Origin of the sequence: Winogradskyella eckloniae (assembly GCF_013249045.1) — a bacterium.
Classification (GTDB): Bacteria; Bacteroidota; Bacteroidia; order Flavobacteriales; family Flavobacteriaceae; genus Winogradskyella; species Winogradskyella eckloniae.
On record NZ_JABRWP010000006.1, the window covers coordinates 13,479 to 36,674 of the forward strand.

A 23,196-nucleotide genomic window follows, 5' to 3' on the forward strand; every position below is an offset into this window, starting at 1 on the left:
TATTTTGTTCAAAAGAGAAACTTTATTAGAGCAGTTAAAAGCGTCAAGTCATTGGGATGTGATAATAATTGGAGGTGGCGCAACAGGCTTAGGTGTGGCTTTAGACTGTATTACCAGAGGTTATAAAACATTGTTATTAGAACAGGTGGATTTTGCTAAAGGGACATCAAGTAGAAGTACAAAATTGGTGCATGGTGGCGTTCGATATTTGGCGCAAGGCAATATTGATTTGGTTCGTGAAGCGTTGTATGAGAGAGGTTTAATGTTGCAGAATGCTTCTCATTTAGTGAGTAATCAATCCTTTATTATTCCGAATTATAGATGGTGGGATAATTTTTTCTATACTGTAGGTCTAAAGGTTTATGACTTTTTAGCTGGTAAATTGAGTTTTGGTAAATCTATTAGAATAAAGAAAAATGAAACGATCTCTAGGCTATCTACTTTAAAAACAGATCAGTTAAAAGGAGGTGTTGTATATCAAGATGGACAATTTGATGATTCTAGATTAGCGGTAAATATCGCGCAGACATGTATAGAAAACGGAGGTACTATATTAAATCATTTTAAGGTAAAACAACTTCAAAAAAATGAATTAGGTAAAGTTAATGGCGTTATAGCTCTTGATACAGAAACTAATACGGAATATACGTTATCTGCCAATGTAGTGGTGAATGCAACAGGTGTGTTTTCGGATGAGGTTTTGCAAATGGATAATAAGCATGCTGAAAATAGTATAAGACCTAGTCAAGGAATTCATTTAGTATTCGATAAATCTTTTTTACCAGGTAATGATGCAATAATGATCCCTAAAACGGATGACGGTCGTGTTTTATTTTTAGTACCTTGGCATAATAGAGTGGTGGTTGGTACAACAGATACGTTGCTTAATAGTCATAGTTTAGAACCAAAACCATTAGATAGAGAAATTGATTTTGTATTAGAAACAGCGAACAGGTATTTAAATAAGACCGCTAATAAAAGTGACGTGTTAAGCATTTTTGCGGGCTTACGACCATTGGCTGCTCCTAAAGATAAATCCGAAAAGACTAAGGAGATTTCTAGAAGTCATAAAATTATTATTTCAGAATCTGAGCTAGTAACTATAACTGGAGGAAAATGGACCACATATAGAAGAATGGCTCAGGATACTGTCAATAAAATTATAGAATTAAATAAGTTGCCAAAATCGGAATGTAAAACACAGAATTTAAAAATCCATGGATCAAACGGTACTGTAGATCGTGAAAATCATTTATATATTTATGGTTCAGACCAAAAAGGTATTGAAGACTTAATACGTGAAAATCCTGCATTTGGTGAAAAATTACACAAGCGATTAGAATTTACAAAGGCCGAAGTGATTTGGGCGGCAAGATATGAGATGGCTAGAAGTATAGAAGATATATTGGCTAGAAGAGTGCGAGTATTATTCTTAGATGCTAAAGCTGCGATAGAAATTGCACCATTGGTTGGTGAATTATTAAGGGAAGAATTAAATGAAACCAATGAGTGGCGAGCTGCTCAAATTTCAAAATTTATAAAGATAGCAGATCAATATATAATAAAATAAACTAATGTTTACTGAACCTCTACATTCAGCAAACTAATTAATAAACAACAAACTATGGGGAAATATATTTTATCCTTAGATCAAGGTACAACTAGTTCTAGAGCTATTGTTTTTGATAAAAAAGGCAATATTGTTTCTAGTGCTCAAAAAGAATTCACGCAATATTTTCCAAAACCAGGTTGGGTAGAGCATGATCCCAAAGAAATTTGGTCTACACAGGCAGGAGTAGCGGCAGAGGCAATAGCTAATAAAGGGTTAGATGCGGAGCAGATTGCTGCTATTGGCATTACTAATCAGCGCGAAACCGTTGTGGTTTGGGATAGAAATACAGGAGAACCTATTTATAATGCCATCGTTTGGCAAGATAAACGAACTTCAGGTTATTGTGATCAACTAAAAAATGAAGGAAAAGCGGCCGTCATAAAAGAAAAAACTGGGCTCGTTGTAGATTCTTATTTTTCTGGGACAAAAGTGAAGTGGATTTTAGATAATGTCAATGGTGCTAGAGCTAAGGCAGAAGCTGGAGATTTAGTTTTAGGAACGATTGATTGTTGGTTGGTTTGGAACTTTACTAAAGGTAAACAACATGTTACAGATGTCACAAATGCATCGAGAACGTTACTGTTTAATATCAATACAATGCAGTGGGATGATGAGCTTTTAGAGTTGCTGACAATACCCAAAAGTATGTTGCCAGAAGTAAAAGCTTCAAGTGAAGTATATGGTCATACCAATTCTACGTTTTATGATACACATATTCCAATTTCTGGAATAGCTGGAGACCAACAGTCGGCATTATTTGGACAAATGTGTACAAAGCCAGGTATGGTTAAAAATACCTACGGAACAGGTTGTTTTATGCTTATGAATATTGGTGAACATCCAATTGCATCTAAGAATAATTTATTGACTACTGTGGCATGGAAAATTAACGGAAAAACAACATACGCTTTAGAAGGCAGTGTTTTTATCGCAGGCGCCGTAGTGCAATGGTTACGAGATAGTTTAAAAATTATCAGAAATTCTTCAGACGTGGAAGCATTGGCCTCATCCGTAAAGAGTACCGATGGTGTATATTTTGTGCCAGCATTTGCAGGTCTAGGTGCACCACATTGGAATCAACATGCACAAGGGACTATGTTTGGGTTAACAAGAGGGAGTACAGATGCGCATATCGCTAGAGCATCTCTAGAGTCTATAGCTTTTCAAACTATGGATATATTAAAGGCTATGGAAGCTGATTCTGGTTTGTCAATAAAAGAATTACGTGTTGATGGAGGAGCAACCATTAATAATATGCTTATGCAATTTCAGTCAGATGTTTTAGATACAGTAACGGTGAGACCAAAGGTGGTAGAGACTACAGCAATGGGTGCTGCATTTTTAGCAGGTCTAGCAGTTGGCTATTGGGAGAATCCTGAAGAAATACAAGATATATGGCAAACCGATAAAATATTTAATCCTACAACGGATAGAGCGGATATTGAAGCCAATATAAAAGGCTGGTATAAGGCAATCGATGCATTAGAATATTGGACAACATTAACTCATTAATCCTAGACTTATGACACCATTTATAGCAGAAATTATAGGTACAGCAATATTGATTTTACTTGGAGGAGGCGTTGTAGCTAATGTGGTTCTTAATAAAACTATTGGAAATAACAGCGGTTGGATTGTTATTACTACAGGTTGGGCATTGGCCGTTTATGTAGCTGTTGTTATTGCTGGTCCTTATAGTGGAGCACATATTAATCCGGCTGTTACAGTAGCTGTTGCTATTGCAGGTAAATTTCCTTGGGCAGATGTACCATTGTATATTGTGGCTCAAATGATAGGCGCAATGATTGGTGCATTTTTTGTGTGGGCGTTGTATAAAAATCATTTTGATGATACGGAAGATGCGGATTCAAAAAAGGCGGTTTTCTGTACGTCACCTGCGATTAGACATACGTTTTCAAACTTTTTTAGTGAAATGTTAGGCACGTTTGTACTATTGTTTACAATATTCTTTTTTACAGATGCAAGTATTAACGACACGGAAACCGTCATTGGTTTGGGGTCGTTAGGTGCATTGCCAGTAACCTTTTTAGTTTGGTCTATTGGTTTGTCTTTAGGAGGTACAACGGGTTATGCTATAAATCCGGCTAGAGATTTAGGGCCAAGGATAATGCATGCTATTTTGCCTATAAAAAATAAGGCAAAGAGTGATTGGGCTTATGCTTGGATTCCTGTTTTAGGGCCTTTGGTTGGTGGTGCGCTCGCTGCAATTTTAATGCTTGCATTACAATAGTATACGGTTTTATTTAATTTATTTTAGAAATGTCAATTCGATTAGGGTTGGCATTTTGTTTGTTCGTATACTAAAAACTATATTTACATGAGTAGAATTATTTTAATGAGACAAATGAAGACTTATTCGTTTTTTATTTTATGGTTTTTGTGTTTGATGACTTTTGGGCAAGAATTGCCTCCAATTGATACCTTTACAACATCAGATTATAAAGGTGAGAATCAGAATTGGATGATTACACAAAATGCTGATAAGTACATTTATGTGGCAAACAATTTAGGCTTATTAGAATATAATGGTACAGATTGGAAGCCTTATCGATCGCCAAATCACACTATTTTAAGAGCTGTTAAAGCTATAGATAATAGAATATATTCAGGTTGTTACGAGGAATTTGGATACTGGGAACGACATGAGTTTGGTCATTTAGTGTATGAATCGCTTATACCTAAGTTAGGTGATAAGATTTTAAGTGATGATCAGATTTGGGATATCATAGATTATGAAGATTGGGTGTTGTTTCAGGCTGGTCATGCCTTGTATTTCTTTGATAAGGTGTCAGAAAAATTTAAAACTATAAGCTCAAAAAATATAATATATAAAGTCTTTAATGTAAATGATAAAATTTATTATCACGTGGCAAATGAAGGGCTTTATGTGCTTGAAGAAGGGAAGCCTAAGTTAATCATAGATCACGAAATTGTTATTGAAGACCGCGTAATTGATGTGTTTTATAAACATGAAAAACTAATTATTCTTACTAGAAATTCAGGTTTTTTTCAATATTTAGAAGGAGAATTTAAAGTGTGGGACGTTACCTCTAATAAACGCTTAAAAGAACTTAATGTTTTTAGTAGTATTCAATTAAGAGATGGCAGTTTTGTATTTGGTACTATTTCTAATGGTCTTATAAAAATTAAAGAGAACGGAGTTGTTGATTACGAAATAAATCAAAAGAAAGGTTTAGCAAATAATACTGTGCTTACTCTTTTTGAGGATTTTGAAAACAATGTATGGACAGGATTAGATAATGGAATTAACTGTATTAATGTTAACTCTTCAATAAAAACCTTTATAGACTATAATGGTAGTATTGGTACTGTCTACACAACCTTGATTTTTAATAATTACCTCTATGTAGGGACAAATCAAGGACTGTTTTTTAGGTCATTAGAATCAAAAAGTCAAGATTTTAAAATTGTAAAAGGTACAGCTGGCCAAGTTTGGAGTTTATATAATGATAATGATAAGAACTTATTTTGTGGTCATCACTTAGGTACATTTTTAATTGATGAGGGGAAAGCTAATAGCATAAGCTCAGTTTTAGGTGCCTGGAATTTTAAAACCGTTCCAAATCGAGAAAATCTTTTGCTTCAAGGCAATTATGATGGGTTGTATGTGCTTCAAAAAGAAGATGGAAAATGGCACTTGCGAAATAAAATAGAAGGTTTTAAGAATTCATCACGTTTTTTTGAAATTAATGACAATAATCAAATATTAGTTAATCATGAATATAAAGGGGTTTTTAGAATTCAATTAGATAACACGTTACATAAAGTAATAGATATTAAACGCCAATCAGAATTAGATTTAGGGAAGAATTCAGGGTTAATTTCTTATAAGAATAACATACTTTATACCTCAGAAGATGGTGTTTTTGATTATATCAAAACCGAAGAGAAATTTAAAAAGAACATTGATTTATCCGAGAAATTTTCGCCCTATAAATCCGTAAAAATGGTTGTGGACCAAAAAGGTAAGTTGTGGTTGTTTTCAGAAGATAATATTAGTTATGTCAGTTATGACAATTTAACGAATAAGCCAGATGTTGTGACCATATCAATACCAGCTAATTTACGAAAAGGCGTTTTAGGGTTTGAGAATATTCAGCATATTGAAAAAGGGAAATATGTATTAGGTACCTCAAATGGATACTTAACTCTAGATTTATCTCAGTTAAAACATGAGTCTAATTATTATATTCATCTAAATGCTATAACAGTATCTTCTTTAAATGATGAAACTCAAGATTTACCATTAAATGAAGAGCGAGAATTTAACTATGATTACGGCACATTACATTTTAATTGTTCAGTGCCAGAATATGATAAATTTTTAGAAGTTAATTATCAGTATAGATTACATGGTAAAATGAATAATTGGAGTGCTTGGGTAGAAACGCCAAATATTCAGTTCGAAAATCTAACGTTTGGAAATTATAAGTTAGAAGTAAGAGGTAAAGTTGGTAATCAACTCACCGAAAATGTAGTGGCATATCAATTTAAAGTAAATAGACCTTGGTATTTCTCTAATGTGGCCATTTTTGTATATGTATTAATGCTTTTGGTAATTGGATTGTTAATTCATAGAGCCTATAAATTTTATTACGAAAGGATTTTGAGGCTAGAGCATATAAAGAGTGAACGTGCATTTATTCAAATTAAAAACGAAAAGTTAAATCAAGACATTGAAAGTAAAAATAGAGAGTTGGCCATTTCTACAATGAGTATCATTAAGAAGAATGAGTTACTTCGAAAAATTAAAAAAGAATTAAAGGTTACAAAAAATAAAGAAGACATCAGTAGTGCAATTAAGTTGATAGATACCAACTTAAATAACAATAAGGACTGGAATTTCTTTAAGCAAGCTTTTAATAATGCAGATAAGGATTTTATGGATAAAATAAAAGCGGCACATCCAGACCTTACGCCAAACGATTTAAGGTTTTGTGCTTACTTAAGATTAAACCTGTCTTCAAAAGAAATGGCACCATTGCTTAACATTTCTACAAAAAGTGTCGAAACAAAACGTTATCGTTTACGCAAAAGATTACAATTACATCATGATGATAGTCTTGTTAACTATATCTTAAAATTCTAGCACCTTGACAATAACATTAAATACCTAGACTTTACCACTACAAACGTCCATTTGGGCTATAAATCAAGGTTTTATTGAAAAATTTGCAATTTTTAAAAATCCAATGTTTACAGTATGTTGACGAGGATTTTTGAAGTAAAATGTTGTTAAAATTTGCGATGTTCGTTTTTTATCGAGGTATAAATTATCATATTAACATATTCTTAAGATTAAATTTACAATATCTTAAATTTTGAAGATCTGAATAGAGTTTCGGTATTTTCTAATTTTGGTAACTAAATAATTAATCAAAACAATATTTATGAAATTAAAATTTCAAAGATCAAGAATTGAAATATTCTTTTTTGTCTTTTTATTGTGTAGTTCATTTGCTGTTTTAGCACAGACTACAATAAAAGGAAAAGTGGTTTCTGGAGCAGATAATATGCCTTTACCAGGTGCATCTGTGATAGAAAAAGGTACGACTAACGGAACGCAAACAGATTTTGATGGTAGATTTACTTTAGAAGTGTCTAGTGATGCTTCAGTAATAACTGTATCTTATGTTGGTTTTAAAAGTCAAGATGTTAACGTAACTGATGGAGAAATGACAATCGCACTACAAGATGATAATTCATTATCTGAGGTGGTTGTTGTTGGTTATGGTACACAAAAGAAAAGTGATGTTGTTAACGCAGTAGCAACAACTAATTTAGAAAAAGCAATATTAACGCCCACTTCAGATGTTAATGAAATGCTACGTGGTAGAATCGCTGGTTTACAAGTAGATGTAGGAGGCGGAACATTAAGACCAGGTGGTACTTCAGATATTATCTTTAGAGGTCAAGGATCTATTGAAGGTGCGGTAAGTGCTATCTATGTTGTAGATGGTATTATTAGAGATGGTGGTATAGAAGATATTGATTCTGATGATATTGAGTCTATTGAATTCCTTAAAGATGCATCAGCACAAGCCATTTATGGATCTAGAGGAGCAAATGGTGTCGTATTAATTACAACCAAGCGTGGTAAAGCTGGTAAAATAAGTGTGAGTTATCATGGATTTGTCTCTACTAAATCCATAGAACGTAATTTTGATGTATATAGTGGACAAGAATTTGCACAATTAAGACGTGAGGCCATTAGAACCACAAGAGCAGATGATAGTTACGCGGATGACGAGCTCGATAATGTGTTTACGCCAATTGAATTAGATAATTTAGCGAACAATCGTTTTGTAGATTGGGAAGAAGAGTTAATGAAAACGGGTTCTGTAAATAGCCAAGCCATTAGTGTTAGTGGTGGTACAGATTTAACTAAAGTATTTGGTAGTATTAATTACTTTAAAGAAAATGGATTGATTCCAACATCAAGCTACGAAAGAAAAACATTACGTTTAAACGTAGATCAAAAAATTAGCGATAAGTTTTCTGTAAATTTTGATATAAATATTTTAAATGATGACACAGAAAGAGCAGCCAATGTTAATGTAATTACAACATCACCTTTAGGTAGTGCTTATAATGAAGATGGTAGTATAATGCGTTTTCCTAGTGGTGAAGAAGGGTCTGCGGTAAATCCATTATGGAATTTAAATGAACAAGATCACGATGAAAAAGGCAATGATTTTGTTATTAATGTTACACCTAAGTGGCAAATCACAAAAGATTTACAGTATCAATTAAAAGCCAATTTAACAAGAAGAACCTCAGAAAGAGGACAGTACCAATCTTCATTAAGTAGTGCTGGTGATGATGTTAGAGGTATTGCAAGAATAGATAATCAGTTAAGAGAGTCTTATTTAATAGAAAACATTTTAACGTATGATAAAAATTTTGGAGATGACCATAAGTTTAATTTAACTTTAGTGCAATCGTCTCAAGAAAATGAATATTCAAGAACGTTTACAGAAGGGCAAGGGTTTTCAAACGAAGATTTAGGCTATAATGGTATTGCTAGTGCTATTGGTAATGTTACTGTAGAGCGTGATGGAAATAAATTTAGATATTTAGGCTATATGGCGAGAGCACGTTATACGTTATATGATAAATATAGTTTTGAAGGCACATTAAGAGCAGATGGCGCTTCATTAAATGGAGAAGGAAATAAATGGAGTTATAATCCTGCTGGTTCTTTTGCTTGGAAAATACACAGAGAAAGTTTTATGGAAGATGCTAAGGCGGTTCAAGAATTAAAGTTTAGAGCAAGTTATGGTTCTTTAGTTAACGATTTAGGACGTGCGTATACATCGCTATTTACAGCAGATGCCCAACAATATATTTTTGATAGTGAAACAGCATCTGGGTTTTCTCCATCTACAATATTGCCAAATCCAGATTTAAAATTCGAAAGAATCACAACATTAAACTTAGGTCTAGATTTTTCTTTATTTGAGCGTGTATTATCAGGAAATATAAACTGGTACGATGCCAGAACAAATGACTTATTGTTAAGAAGAGGTGTGCCATCTACAACAGGATATACGTCTACGTTCTTTAATGCAGGTGAAATGCAGAATACAGGTATAGAACTTAGTTTAACCGCTAATATTATCAATAATGATGATCTAAAATGGTCGGTATCTACAAATTGGTCTAATAACCGAAACAAAATTTTAGAACTATACAATGATGGAAATGGAGATGCTATAACAGATGATACTACGTACAATTATTATGTAGGGCAGCCTGTAGGTGTTATATATCAATATGCATTTGATGGTATTTGGCAAGAAGGAGATGATTTTGCTAATGCGCCACAAGCCAATCCAGATTCTGCGCTTACTCAAACAGATTTAGAGCCTGGTGATATTAAAATTAAAGATATTAACGGTGTTGATGATGAAGGAAATATTATACCTGGTCCTGATGGTAAAATTACCCAAGAAGATCGTGTGTTTATAGATCCTAATCCAGATTTCTTCGGATCGTTATCTACCACTTTAGAGTATAAAGGTTTCGATTTACTTTTAGATTTCTATGCCGTTGAAGGCGCAACAAAAGTCAACCCGTTTTTAAATACATATAATAATGGTGGTACTTTAAGAGGTGATATAAATGGTGTAAAAGTAGATTATTATACACCAGAAAATCCTTCAAACTCTTTTCCAAGACCAAATGCAGATTCTGCAGATCCATATTTAAATGCATTAGCAGTTAAAGATGCTTCTTATATTAGATTAAGAACTGTAAGTCTTGGGTATTCATTATCAGAAAAAGTAACAGATAAATTAAATTTTGATCAAATAAGATTTTACGTAACTGCAACAAATGTATTTACAGATACTGATTATATTGGTTATAGTCCAGAAGTAAACATTAGATCTACATTTTCTAACGCAGACACAGGTTATCCTGATGCAAGATCGTTCACATTTGGTGTTAGAGTTAAATTTTAATTAAAAAAATAATAAGATTATGAAAACGAAGTTTTTTTATACAAAATTAAAGGGAAGCATATTGCTAACCATGGCGCTTATTATAAGTGTAACTTCTTGTGAAGATTACTTAGAAGAACAGCCAAGTACATTAATTGATTCTGATTATATATTTACTACAGAAGAAGGATTAAAATCTGGAGTTGTAAGTTTATATAAATTTGAACGCGATCGTTACGATAACGGAACAGAAGATTTTATGGGATCCGTTCTCATGTCATCTCGAAGTGATTTGGCCTTTTCTAGATCTGGTTATACTGGGTTAATGGGAAGATACGAAAGAGGAATATCTTCAGTAGATTATGGATCAACGTTGGCGTCTACATTGTTTTGGAAGCATTTCTATAACATGACGAATAAAGCAACGGCAATCATTAATGCAGCAGACGCTATTGATGGTGTCGATGAAGATGTTAGAAAAAAAGTACTAGCTGAAGCCAAGTATTTTAGAGCACATTCTTATTTCTATTTATACAGAATGTATAACAATATTTTTGTAACTACAGAAACTGTTACTGTTGAAAATGCATTTGATGTTGTTAACGATAGTTCAACAGAAGAAGAAATATTTGCACTAATCAATAGTGACCTTGATTATGCAATAGAAAACTTAGATTGGATAGATACATTTGGACGTGTCACTAAAGGTACGGCAAAACACGTTAAGGCAAAAGTTGCAATGTGGCAAGGTGATTGGACAGAGGCAAAAACGCAAGCCTTAGATGTCATAGAAGGACCAGATTCTCCTCACAGTTTAGTGAGTTCTACCGCAGACGTTTTTGCTGGAGATAGAAATAATTCAGAATCTTTATTTGTAATCCAGTCGCAAGATGATGTATTAGGAGGTGGATCTACAACGATGATGAATGCAAATTATGTCGCTCAGTTTTTCCAGATATCTGGTGTAGATTACAATAATGAGCAAGGAGGAAGAGGATTTGCTAGAATTTTACCAAATTTATATTTATTAAATCTTTTAGCAGAAGATCCTAACGATACAAGAGATGATAATACATATTTTAGATTAAAATTTTATTACACATCTGGAGATAGAATAGGAGAGGAAGTTGATAACTATGAACCGATAACGGATTTAAATAATCCAAGTTCTACGTATGCATCTTATTACCAAAGAATGCATCCATGTTGTATAAAATTTGCGCAAGAAGATGGTAATGAAGCGTCTTATTTAATTAGAGGCAATATTACCGTATATAGATTAGCTGAGACGTATTTAATAGCGGCTGAGGCTATAATGCGATCTTCAGGAGACCCATTACCATATATTAATGCCGTACGTGAGAGAGCTGGTGCTGCACCAGTTACAAGTGTAACGCAACAAACTATTTTAGATGAGCGCGCAAGAGAACTTGCTTTTGAAGGTCAAAGATGGTTTACTTTAAAAAGAATGGGACAAGATGTTATTGATTTTCAAATCACAAATTATGCAGGTGATGGTGAATACTTCCCTGCGAACCTTGGTTCTAAAGACCCAAGAGAAAATTGGCAATCACATTTCATTAATTGGCCAATTGCACAAAGAGATTTAGATTTATTAGGGCCAGATTACCCGCAGAATCTAGGTTATGAATAATTATTATTAGTTTTAAATTGGGCAAGTTCTCTTGCCCTTTTTTTTCTTTTTTAAAGAGGGTTTTACTCTATTTATTAAAACAAAATTCCAAATGAAATATTTATTAATTGTGTTTATATGTATAGTTTTTTCAGCATGTAACACAGCATCTACAGAACCAGAAATTGAATTTGCTAATAATCCTGTTATTGCCCATAGAGGTGCTTGGAAAACTAATGGCTTACCAAAAAATTCTGTAGCAGCCTTAAAGGAAGCTATTCGATTAAAATGTACAGGTTCGGAGTTTGATGTTCGTATGACCGCAGATAGTGTATTAATTGTAACCCATGATGCAGATTTCGCAGGTTTGAATATCGAAACATCTACCTATGAAACACTAGCAAAACATAAATTACCTAATGGTGAAACGCTACCAACCTTAAAGGATTTTATAATTGCAGGAATGACAGATAATATATCAACAGGTTTGGTTTGCGAAATAAAACCGTCTAAAACTGAAGGACGAAATATCTTAATGGCAGAAAAAGCTGTGGCTTTAGTAAAAGAACTAAAGGCAGAATCTTATATCTCTTATTATATCAGTTTTAGTTATGAACTTATAAAACATATTAAACAAATTGATCCCAATTCTAAGGTGTTATATTTAGATGGATCTAAAACACCAGACGTACTAAAAACAGATAATATTACTGGGTTAGATTATTTTGTCTACAAGCTAAAAGAAAAACCAGAATGGATTTCCGAAGCTAAAACCCTAGGTTTAAAGCTTAATGCTTGGACAGCTAATAAACAAGAAGATATAGACTGGTTAATAACGCACAATTTCGATTACATTACAACAGATGAGCCAGAACTGGCTTTTAAAAGACTAGAAGAAGCTGCAAATCATTAAAACAAAGATATACCTTTTATATGGTGTATATTTAATAATCGTTCTCTTTAGGTGCTGTTAAATCAAGAAGCTGATTAATATCATAGTTTTATAAGATAACATTAGATAATTTGGTCTAAACTAAAACGAAACGTGATGTTTAGAGAACTAACAGAAAAAGAGTCTATTGCAGTATTAATGCTTAATTATATTGGGTATTTATCTTATATCCACAGAGACCAGCCTTTTGTTGTGCCCATAACTTATTTTTTTGATTTAGAGAATAATGTTATTCTTGGTTATTCCGCAAAAGGACATAAGATAGAGGCTATGAGAAAAAATGCAAAAGTGTCACTTTGCGTTTCGGATATAGATTCTATTAATGATTGGAAATCTGTTCTTGCTCATGGTGAATATCAAGAAGTCAACGCTAGTACAGCTAAAGCCAAATTGCATCAATTTTCATTGGGTATAAAAGATTTAATTATAAATAAAGAATTTAGAAAACTAGACTTTATAAGTGAGTTTTCTAGTAAGATCGAAGCCGATGATAAGCCAATTATTTTTCAAATTAAAGTCAACGAATTAACAGGTAGATTAAGAAATCATCAATCAGTGAAATAAATTGAATACAGATGACTTCTAATACGTAAGAGAACGTTAATATATCGTATGATGTTTCGTGTTTTTCTAAGAGTATAGACTTCTATTAGCGCAATTAAAATTTAGATTTCAACAATAGTTTATGAAATATAATGTTATTGTTAAATAAAAAAAAAGCCACTCCCTACAGTGACTTTTTCTTAAAAATAATTGCGAAGAGTGCAATTACATAACTATTAACTAAATAATCTAATGAAGTTATTTTATAACTAAATGTTTTGGTAAATGCTCTACTTGTTCACAGCATAATTGTTCCATAACTTGTTGTAATTCTGTTTTTAAGAGCGAAATTGTATGATTTCCTCCTTTGTTTCCTAATGCGGAAACTCCATACATAAATGAGCGTCCCATAAATGTAAATTTTGCACCACTGGCAAGAGACCTTGCGATGTCTGGTCCAGATCTAATTCCGCTATCCATCATAACATCTATTTGATCGCCATATTTTGCGGCAATATTTACAAGCGGTTTTATTGTAGATTCTCCAGCATCAAGTTGTCTGCCGCCATGATTGGATACGATAATACCATCTAGACCAAGACGAATAGCTTCTTTTGTGTCTTCTTCAGATGCAACACCTTTAAGTACAATTTTACCTTTCCACATATCGCGAATAGGTTTAATTTTTTCTTCGTTTAATCGTCCAGAAAATGTAGCATCCATAAATTTGCCCAATTGTTTTAAATCTAGGCCTTTAGGCATATATGGTTTTAAAGTTTCAAAGTTTGGTTGTCCGTAGCGCAGTGTATTCATTGCCCATTTAGGTTTTCCTAAAACTTGAAGAATATTATTTATAGACATTTTTGGAGGCATAGCCAACCCGTTTCTTATATCTCTAGGTCTAAAACCAAAAGTAGGCACGTCACATAGAATGACTAATACTGGGCATTCTGCTGCGGCTGCTCTTTTAATAATATCGTCTCTTAGGCGATCTTCAGTTGGATGATAGAGTTGAAACCATGCTTTGCCTTCTGTCAATTCTGCGGCGCGTTCTATGCTTGTGGTTGTTACTGTGCTTAATATAAATGGTACATTATGTTTGTGAGCTGCTTTGGCTAATATTTCTGGCGCATTGGGCCACATTAAACCTTGAAGACCAACAGGAGCAATTCCAAATGGAGCATCGTACTCAATACCAAATAGTTTAGTTTTTAAATTGGCACCATTAAAGTTTCTTAGATACTGCGGAATTAATTGTACATCTCTTAGTTCAGAAGTGTTTCTATGTAGGTTAACGTCTTCGTTACAACCACCATCAAGGTATTCAAAAGCAAATTTAGGAATCATTTTTTCTGCCTTTGTTCTTAAATCATCTATTGATGGATATTTTGTGTTGAATTCTAAAGCCATATTAATATATGTATTGTCATTTCTGTTATTGTATCTCAAGGGTTTCTTTCTATTGAAAGGAACATCGAGATGTTTTTAGTGATCCTTGTATTTTTTTAATGTTCTATATCCATAAAGTGCAATAAAGCAGAAGCAAATAAAAGGCAAAATAAATGAGAAATTAACACCAGAAAATGGTCCAATTTTTTCAGTGTCTATCATCAATCCTTGTAAAATTGGCATTAAGGCTCCACCAACAATTGCCATAACTAAACCTGCTGCACCAATAGCAGTGTCATCTTCTCTAAGTCCATCTAAGGCAATACCGTAAATTGTTGGAAACATTAACGACATAAAAGCAGAAGTTGCAACTAGTAAATACAGGCCTACGATACCTTCAATAAGGATAACGCCAGACATGGTTGCCATAGCGCATAGTGCAAAAATCATAAGTAGTTTCCTAGAATTAATATACTTCATTAAGAAGGTACTAATAAATCTACTACATAAAAATATAGCCATTGCTACAATATTGTAATTCTGCGCGTCAGCTTTTGAAATCCCTAAATTACCTGCATATTGAATAATAAAAGTCCAACACATAATCTGAGCAGCAACATAGAATAATTGGGCTAAAACACCTTCTTTGTATTTTCCATTTTTAAACAATCTTTTGAACGAAGATGCCGCACTTGTCGGGTTCTCATTAACCGTTCTTTTAGGCATTTTAGTGATAGAAATTACAACCAGCATGGCAATAACTACGAAACCAAGTATAACATATGGATTTCTGATTATTTCTAAGTCGTGTGTTCTAATTACGGCTTTTTTTGCTTCATCAAGCGTATTAAAAATAAGTTCACCTGCAGCATTACGTTTATCAGAATCTAATGCTACAAGAATAAATTTTGAAGCCACAAACATGCCAAATAAAGAACCAATAGGATTGAAAGCTTGAGCCAAGTTTAAACGTTGGGTCGCAGTACGCTCGTCACCCATAGATAAAATAAATGGATTTGCTGTAGTTTCTAAAAAGGCTAATCCAAAAGTTAAGATATATAATGAGCCTAAAAAGAATCCAAAAACTTCAAATTTAGCTGCCGGAAAAAATAATAAAGCGCCAATCGCATATAGCGTTAAACCTAGCAATATACCTTTTTTATAACTGTATTTTCTAACAAATAACGCAGCAGGAATAGCCATAGTAGCATAACCTCCATAAAAAGCTAATTGTACCAATGCCGCTTTTGCCGTAGAAATTTCCATAACTGTTGCAAATGCAGCTACCATAGGATTAGTAATGTCGTTAGCAAATCCCCAAAGTGCAAATAAAGATGTAATGAGTACAAAAGGTACTAACACTTCTTTAGAAACAACAGGTATTTTTTTTGATGTCGTCATTTGTTGGTATTTATTAGTTTAAAGGAAAAAAAGCACCATTCAAGTTAGAGTCTATAGATGAATAGTGCTTTTGTAATGTGCTATTAATTTTTATCTGTACTGTGCGTAAATTACTTTAGTTTGAAGGTATTCTTCCATACCATGTTTTCCATCTGCACCTCCAATACCAGATTTTTTCCATCCAGCGTGAAACCCTTGGATCGCTTCAAAATGTTCTCTGTTGATGTATGTTTCTCCATATTGTAACTCCTCTGCGGCATGCATAACTTTATTGAAGTTTTCAGAAAAAATAGATGATGTTAAACCATATTCAGAGTCGTTTGCTAATGCAATGGCCTCGTCTAAAGTGCTAAAAGTCATAACTGGTAAAACAGGGCCAAAAACTTCTTCTTGAATAATTTGCATGTCTTGTTTTACATTGGTTAATAATGTTGGTTGGTAGAAATATCCTTTGTCAAACTGTGTAGATTTTCCTCCACCTAATAGAACTTCTGCGCCTTCCTTTTTTGCAAATTCAACCATTTCTGCAACCTTGTCTAATTGTGCTTTAGATACCATGGCACTCATATCTGGATTATTTTCTGAGAAGGCATCTTCTACTTTTATGGCTTTCATTTTAGCCGTAACCATTTCTAAAAATTGATCGTGTATAGATTCTTCTACATACACACGCTCTGCACAATTACAGACCTGTCCGCTATAGATAATTCTTGAACCCACCACGGCATTTACTGCCAATTCTAAATTAGCATCAGCGCAAACAATAGCAGGTGCTTTACCACCTAATTCTAAGGATACCTTAGTAATGTTTTCAGAAGCAGCTTCCATAACTTTCTGGCCTGCAAAAACACTACCAGTTAAACTGATAATTCCTGTAATTGGATTTTTAGATAAAGCGTTACCAACAACTGGCCCAGAACCACAAACAAAGTTTAAAACACCAGCAGGTAATTCAATTTTTTGAATTAAATCTACCCATTCCATAATCGTATTTGGTGCAATGCAACTTGGTTTAATAACACATGTATTACCTGTTATTAGAGATGCTGCAACTTTTCTTGCCATTACAAAAAATGGAAAGTTCCATGGTAAAATACCAACGGCAACACCAATAGGTGCTTTATGAAGAAAGATATGTTCTTTTTTACGATCACTTTGAATAATTTCACCTTCAATACGTCTTGCGAAACCAGCATAATAATCAAAATAATCTGCAGTAACGTCTATTTCTACTTGCGCTAATCCTATTACTTTGGCTTGCTCTGCTGCTAAAGTCTCTGCTAAAAACACACGATTCTCACGTATTACTGTAGCCATTTTGTGTAAATAACCAGCACGCTCAATTGCAGTTAAAGATTTCCAAGCAAATTGTGAGTTTTTTGCAGCATCCAAGGCCTTATTCGCATCTTCAACGGAACCTTTTGGTATCTCAGACAAAACTTCTTCGGTACATGGGTTAAGTACTTTTGTTGTTTCTGAAGATGTAGATTTAACAAACTTTCCGTTTATAAATTGATTAAATTCTTTCATATTCGTTTATATTTAGTTTATGATATGTGTAAATATTTCGATGGTTTTTTTGTATATAGATAAATATTCGAAATACTTTTTAGTAAAATGTAACACAAACTTACAATGACTTGCAGTATTTGCATTTATCCATTATAATCAATAATATGTACAATTTAAACATTGATAGATTTTCACGTTTTAATTTACGGTAGTAAAATAGTGATGTCTTAAAATTATTGAGTTACAAATTTGTGGGCCAAACCGCAAATGCATTTGGTCTATACAAAGAATGATAAATTAAGCTTAAGTCGATTTCTCAAATCCATCAATTAATTGCTCAAAATCTTCATTGACCTAAAAATAAACATCATTGCAGTATGTATTGTAGAATTTTGAATGGGAAGTTTAGGTGTATTTTCCTGATTTATAGGAGGCAGGTGTTAAGCCTGTTACGGATTTGAATACGCGTGAAAAATGGTAACGATCTGAAAAGCCTAAATTAAAAGCAACATTTTCTATAGATTTATTAGTGTGTTCAAAATACTCACAAGATTTTGCGATTTTTCTATTTTGAACAAATTGATGCAAGGTGACGTTCATTTCTTCTTTAAATAATCGAGCAAATGAATTTGGCGCCATATTAACAAGTGAAGACATTTGTGTATTGCTCAATTTTTTTTCGAGATTAACTTCTATAAACCGTATAACCTTTAGGACGCGCTCGTCAATATTAATTGTTTTCCATAATTCGGGACCAATATTAGTAAGTGCTTCTTTAATAAATGCCTGTAATTTTAGATTAAATGTAAGCTTAAAATTTTTGTTTTCAATTTTTAGTCGATGGGTTAAATAGTCTAACCGATCTTTTAAATAGTCTGTTAATTCAATTTTCAAAATGCCTGGGTAAACACTATCAAACGGTACACCTAAATTAAAATGTGCAAAAAAGTGGATGAGAAACATATTTTCTAAATCGGCTTCATTGTGCTTGATGTTTAATTGTTTCCCAGACACATGAATACCTTCATTATATGTGTGATTTTTTGTGTAACGTGAAGAAAAAGAAGTGAATGGAGGAATAATGTAAATATGATTTGGATCCATTTCAATTACAGTATCACGATGAATTAATTCGCCGCCTGTGTTTTTATTCCAATATAATCTCCAAAACGGAAAAACCATTTCATGGCAGTCCCATAAATCTAACAACCAATACCTGCAACATAAGAGTTTGAGTTTCAGGTCAATAAAGTTTTGGTGATTTGCAGAAGGATCTCCTAATTCAATTTCTTTTACAAACTTCATAATTCACTAATGTTTGAATTAGATACAAAAATACAGATTTTGAATATTTAATATCTCTTAATGTGTGTATAATTTTGTTACATAAATTTATTTATAACGGTATATGTCATCCATAACGAATACGATTTGTTATGAGTCTTTAAGACGTGTCATATGTCATATGAAACACAAAAACAAAAACAAATGAAAACGATAAAACTTCCAGTACAAGTAGAAGCAGAATTAAAAAAAGTATCCGAAGTTGCAGGTTATTTATGGCAACGTGAATGGGCAGAACGAAATGCAGGAAACATTTCTATGAACCTAACATCTTACTTTAAAAAAGAAGAAGTTCAGGGCATTGGTACAGAGGTGCCTTTTGATTTTCCGAAAGGAGCAGCTGGCTTTGTTATCTACATAACTGGTACAGGTTGTTATCTTAGAGATCTTGTTAATAAACTCGAAGAAGCTTCGTGTATCTTATATATTAATGAAGATGCTACCGCTTATTCTATTATTTGGGGCGGAAAACGAGAAAATTTTGGCCCAACTTGTGAGTTAATTTCGCATTCAAGCATTCATCTTTTTAATTCTATTCACCATCCAGAAAACTTAGCTGTTGTGCATACTCATCCTTTAGAATTGATTTGTATGAGTCATCATGAGTTATTTAATGATGAAGAAGAATTAAACAGACAAATATGGGCCATGTGTCCTGAGGTAAAAGTTTTTGTGCCAAAAGGTATTCACTGCACGCCTTATGCGCTTTCTAGTACTGCGGCTTTGGCAGAAGTTACAATGGAAGCTTTTAAAACAAGGAATGTTTCGTTATGGGAAAAACATGGTGCTACTGCTACAGCACCAGATGTAATGCAAGCTTGGGACTTTTTAGATGTGGCAAATAAAGGCGCTAAAATGTTAATGATGTGTTGGTCAGCTGGTTTTAAACCTGCAGGACTATCCAATGCGCAATTAACCGAATTAGAGCAATTTATATAATATAAAAAAATAATCATGAGTAGATTAATAGGTAGATTACCAAAAGTAGGCATTCGTCCGGTGATTGATGGACGTGAGTTAGGTGTAAGAGAGTCGTTAGAAGTTCAAACCATGGATATGGCGAAGGCTGCAGCAAAATTAATAACAGATAATTTACGTTTCCCTAGTGGCGAAAACGTTGAGGTTGTCATTGCAGATACTACAATTGGAGGTGTTGCAGATGCAGCAGCTTGCGCAGATAAATTTAAAAGAGAAGGAGTAGACGTGTCATTAACTGTAACACCTTGTTGGTGTTATGGTACTGAAGTGATGGATACGGACCCTTTAACTCCTAAGGCTGTTTGGGGCTTTAACGGTACAGAGCGACCAGGTGCTGTTTATTTAGCAGCGGCATTAGCAGGATATTCTCAAAAAGGATTACCAGCATTCGGAATTTATGGTAAAGAGGTTCAAGATAGTGGTGACCAAACCATCCCTCAAGATGTTTCAGAAAAAATACTACGTTTTACTAAAGGCGCTTTAGCAGTTGCTCAAATGAAAGGGAAGTCGTATTTATCAATAGGCTACAGTTCTATGGGAATTGCGGGTTCTATGGTCGATGTTAACTTTTTGCAAGATTACTTAGGTGTAAGGGCAGAGTTTGTAGAGTCCGTAGAGTTATTAAGACGTATGGACGAAGGTATTTACGACCATGATGAGTTTGAAAAAGCTTTAGCTTGGACCAAAGCAAACTGTAAAGAAGGAAAAGATTATAACAGTCCTGGAGCTCAAAAATCAGCAGAAGTAAAAGATGCTGAATGGGAAAAGGTGGTAAAAATGACTTTAATCTGTAAAGATTTAATGAACGGAAATCCAAGGTTAAAAGCCATGGGATTTGGTGAAGAGTCTAAAGGCAGAAATGCCATTATGGGAGGATTTCAAGGACAACGTCAGTGGACCGATTACCAACCCAATGCAGATTTTACAGAATCAATATTAAATTCATCTTTTGATTGGAATGGAATTCGTCAAGCGTACACATTTGCAACAGAAAATGATTGTTTAAACGCTATTTCAATGTTGTTTGGACACTTGTTAACTAACAAAGCACAATTGTTCTCTGATGTTCGTACGTATTGGAGTCCTGAGTCTGTAGAACGTGTAACGGGTAAAAAATTAACAGGAATAGCAGAAAATGGTATTATTCATTTGATCAATTCTGGTTCTACAACACTAGATGCCACAGCACAGCAAACGGACGCAGATGGAAATCCAACTATGAAACCATTTTGGGAAATCACAGAAGACGAAGTACAAAAATGCTTAGATAACACCAAATGGCCAGCAGCTATTGCTGAGTATTTTAGAGGTGGTGGTTTCTCTTCTCAATTTAAGACAAAGGGAACAATCCCTTTAACTATGTGTAGAATTAATCTTGTAAAAGGTATAGGACCAGTACTTCAAATAGTAGAAGGTTGGAGTGTTGAATTGCCAGAGGATGTACACGAGATATTGAATGAAAGAACAAATCCAACTTGGCCAACCACCTGGTTTGTACCAAGAACTACAGGAAGTGGATGCTTTAAAGATGTATATACCGTTATGGCAAAATGGGGAGCCAATCATGGCGCAATTTCTCATGGTCATATTGGTGCTGATTTGATTTCATTAGCAGCGATGTTACGTATTCCTGTTAATATGCATAACGTTAGTGAAGACGACGTCTTTAGACCAAGTGCATGGTCTGCATTTGGCGAAGGCTTAGAAGGTGCTGATTATAGAGCTTGCGAAAATTATGGTCCGTTATACGGATTTAAAAACTAGTTAGAATAACTCCAAAGGGTGCTTGGCTTTAAAATCAAACACCCTTTTTTTAATGTATAATTGTGATGGAAAATGTAATTGCTGTAATTGATATAGGGAAAACAAACAAAAAAATACTTCTTTTTAATGAAGATTTTGTTGTTGTATACAGAAATGCAACACGATTTGATGAAATTGTTGATGAAGATGGATACCCTTGTGATGATATCATATCCATAGAAAATTGGATACAAAATGAGATAAAAAAGATACAAGCGGAAGGTAATTATTTAATAAAGGCTATTAATTTTTCTACACATGGCGCAAGTCTTATTTATCTTGATAAAAACGGCAATAGAATAACCCCTTTGTATAATTATCTGAAGTCTTTAAATTTAGATGAATATCATGAGTTTTATGAAGTATATGGAGGTCAAGAAGCGTTTTCTAGAAAAACTGCATCTCCTGCATATGGTATGTTAAATACTGGGCTTCAAATTTTAAAACTGCAAAAAGAAAAACCAGAATTATGGAGTCAGGTAACAGCTATTTTGCATTATCCACAATATTTAAGTTATCTGTTTACAAAAAAAATAACTGCTGATTTTACGTCAGTAGGAGCGCATACAGCGACTTGGGATTTTGATACCATGCAGTATCATCAATGGGTTTCAGATTATAAATTAAATTTACCAATACCGCAAAATGGGAAAGCCGCTGTAATTACTAATTTTAATGGACAAGAAATTGCAATAGGTACTGGATTGCACGATAGCTCGGCTTCAATTATTCCATTGTTAGAATCTGAAAGCGAGAATGAATTTATATTACTGTCAACAGGAACTTGGATTATAGCTATGAATCCATTCAGTAAGGAAACCTTGACGCAACACCAATTAAAAAACAACTGTTTGTGTTTTATGACACCACAAAAACAGCAAATAAAATCTTCAATGCAGTTTTTAGGTAAAATTCACGAAGTTTATATCACAGCATTAAGCGACTTTTTTAAAGAGGATATGGATGCGCATCTCAGCTTAACACTCAATACAACTTTATGCCAAGAGTTAATCAAAACGGATTCTCGTGTGTTTTTAGCTGAGGGCATAGATAGTGATTTTGAAGCACATCCTTATTTGTTAACCAATTACAGTAGTTACGAAGCTGCATATTACCAAATAGTTTTTGAAATTAGTAAAAAAGTGATTCAAGGCATCCATTTAATTTCGGATGAAAACTCAACCATAAAAGATGTTTTTATTTCTGGAGGATTTAATAAGAATTTAATCTTTATTCACTTTTTAAAACTGTTAAAAACGGATATTGAAATACATATATCCGATTGTAAAAATGAGAGTGCGTTGGGCGCTGCCATGATGATGAAAGCTTATTTGGGTGACTTACCATCGCAGTAAGAATTCCAATTATTAAGAATAATTAATTATCGGTAATCGATGTTCAACTATAGTTTAAGGTTAATTTAGTATAGCAATAGAATTGTACTAAATTGCAGTAGCAATTCTAATTTAAAATTAAAGACAAGATATACTACTTTAGTATATTTATATTGTATATACTTTTATTAAGCGTATTGTTTTTGTGG

Annotated in this window: 15 protein-coding genes; 11 read left to right on the top strand and 4 right to left on the bottom strand. The window is 33.5% G+C overall.

Going from position 1 to position 23,196, the window contains the following annotated elements; all coding sequences use genetic code 11:
- The first annotated feature begins 4 nt into the window (after nt 1-4).
- From HNV08_RS11450 to HNV08_RS11485, 8 genes are all read left to right on the top strand, one after another.
- Nucleotides 5-1,570 (top strand): glycerol-3-phosphate dehydrogenase/oxidase, encoded by a 1,566-nt coding sequence (locus HNV08_RS11450; RefSeq protein ID WP_194242007.1) that lies wholly within the window; start codon nt 5-7, stop codon nt 1,568-1,570.
- A 54-nt stretch (nt 1,571-1,624) separates the two neighbouring features.
- The gene (gene glpK / locus HNV08_RS11455) at nt 1,625-3,124 is read left to right on the top strand and encodes a glycerol kinase GlpK (RefSeq protein ID WP_173281468.1); all 1,500 of its coding nucleotides are present in this window, start codon (nt 1,625-1,627) and stop codon (nt 3,122-3,124) included.
- 10 nt (nt 3,125-3,134) lie between these two features.
- Nucleotides 3,135-3,863 (top strand): MIP/aquaporin family protein, encoded by a 729-nt coding sequence (locus HNV08_RS11460; RefSeq protein WP_173281469.1) that lies wholly within the window; start codon nt 3,135-3,137, stop codon nt 3,861-3,863.
- An 87-nt stretch (nt 3,864-3,950) separates the two neighbouring features.
- The gene (locus HNV08_RS11465) at nt 3,951-6,743 is read left to right on the top strand and encodes a helix-turn-helix domain-containing protein (protein ID WP_173281470.1); all 2,793 of its coding nucleotides are present in this window, start codon (nt 3,951-3,953) and stop codon (nt 6,741-6,743) included.
- A gap of 301 nt (nt 6,744-7,044) precedes the next feature.
- A complete protein-coding gene (locus HNV08_RS11470; RefSeq protein WP_173281471.1) occupies nt 7,045-10,119 on the top strand; it encodes a SusC/RagA family TonB-linked outer membrane protein in 3,075 nt (1,024 codons plus the stop codon).
- Nucleotides 10,120-10,138: 19 nt separating this feature from the next.
- Complete coding sequence (locus HNV08_RS11475; RefSeq protein WP_173281472.1) at nt 10,139-11,752, top strand: RagB/SusD family nutrient uptake outer membrane protein; 1,614 nt, start codon at nt 10,139-10,141, stop codon at nt 11,750-11,752.
- A gap of 91 nt (nt 11,753-11,843) precedes the next feature.
- Nucleotides 11,844-12,644, top strand: a complete 801-nt coding sequence (locus HNV08_RS11480; protein ID WP_173281473.1) for a glycerophosphodiester phosphodiesterase — start codon at nt 11,844-11,846, stop codon at nt 12,642-12,644.
- 135 nt (nt 12,645-12,779) lie between these two features.
- A complete protein-coding gene (locus tag HNV08_RS11485; RefSeq protein ID WP_173281474.1) occupies nt 12,780-13,247 on the top strand; it encodes a pyridoxamine 5'-phosphate oxidase family protein in 468 nt (155 codons plus the stop codon).
- 237 nt (nt 13,248-13,484) lie between these two features.
- Here HNV08_RS11485 and HNV08_RS11490 read toward each other — a convergent pair whose 3' ends face one another.
- The 4 genes from HNV08_RS11490 to HNV08_RS11505 form a co-directional block, all read right to left on the bottom strand.
- Nucleotides 13,485-14,636: an alpha-hydroxy acid oxidase gene (locus HNV08_RS11490; protein WP_173281475.1), complete on the bottom strand. Its 1,152-nt coding sequence runs from the start codon at nt 14,634-14,636 to the stop codon at nt 13,485-13,487.
- Between the two features lie 75 nt (nt 14,637-14,711).
- Nucleotides 14,712-16,016, bottom strand: coding sequence for an L-fucose:H+ symporter permease (fucP, locus tag HNV08_RS11495; RefSeq protein ID WP_173281476.1), 1,305 nt, complete (start codon nt 16,014-16,016; stop codon nt 14,712-14,714).
- 90 nt (nt 16,017-16,106) lie between these two features.
- Nucleotides 16,107-17,546 carry an aldehyde dehydrogenase gene (gene aldA, locus HNV08_RS11500; protein ID WP_173281477.1) on the bottom strand — a complete coding sequence of 480 codons (1,440 nt, stop codon included), beginning with the start codon at nt 17,544-17,546 and terminating at the stop codon, nt 16,107-16,109.
- Between the two features lie 387 nt (nt 17,547-17,933).
- Nucleotides 17,934-18,833 (bottom strand): AraC family transcriptional regulator, encoded by a 900-nt coding sequence (locus HNV08_RS11505; RefSeq protein WP_173281478.1) that lies wholly within the window; start codon nt 18,831-18,833, stop codon nt 17,934-17,936.
- Between the two features lie 183 nt (nt 18,834-19,016).
- Here HNV08_RS11505 and rhaD point away from each other — a divergent pair, with 183 nt between their 5' ends.
- The 3 genes from rhaD (at nt 19,017) to HNV08_RS11520 (ending at nt 23,008) form a co-directional block, all read left to right on the top strand.
- Nucleotides 19,017-19,811: a rhamnulose-1-phosphate aldolase gene (rhaD, locus tag HNV08_RS11510; RefSeq protein ID WP_173281479.1), complete on the top strand. Its 795-nt coding sequence runs from the start codon at nt 19,017-19,019 to the stop codon at nt 19,809-19,811.
- 15 nt (nt 19,812-19,826) lie between these two features.
- On the top strand, nt 19,827-21,614 hold the full coding sequence (locus HNV08_RS11515; protein WP_173281480.1) for an L-fucose isomerase: 1,788 nt from the start codon (nt 19,827-19,829) through the stop codon (nt 21,612-21,614).
- A gap of 65 nt (nt 21,615-21,679) precedes the next feature.
- The gene (locus HNV08_RS11520; RefSeq protein ID WP_173281481.1) at nt 21,680-23,008 is read left to right on the top strand and encodes an FGGY family carbohydrate kinase; all 1,329 of its coding nucleotides are present in this window, start codon (nt 21,680-21,682) and stop codon (nt 23,006-23,008) included.
- The last annotated feature ends 188 nt before the right edge of the window (nt 23,009-23,196 follow it).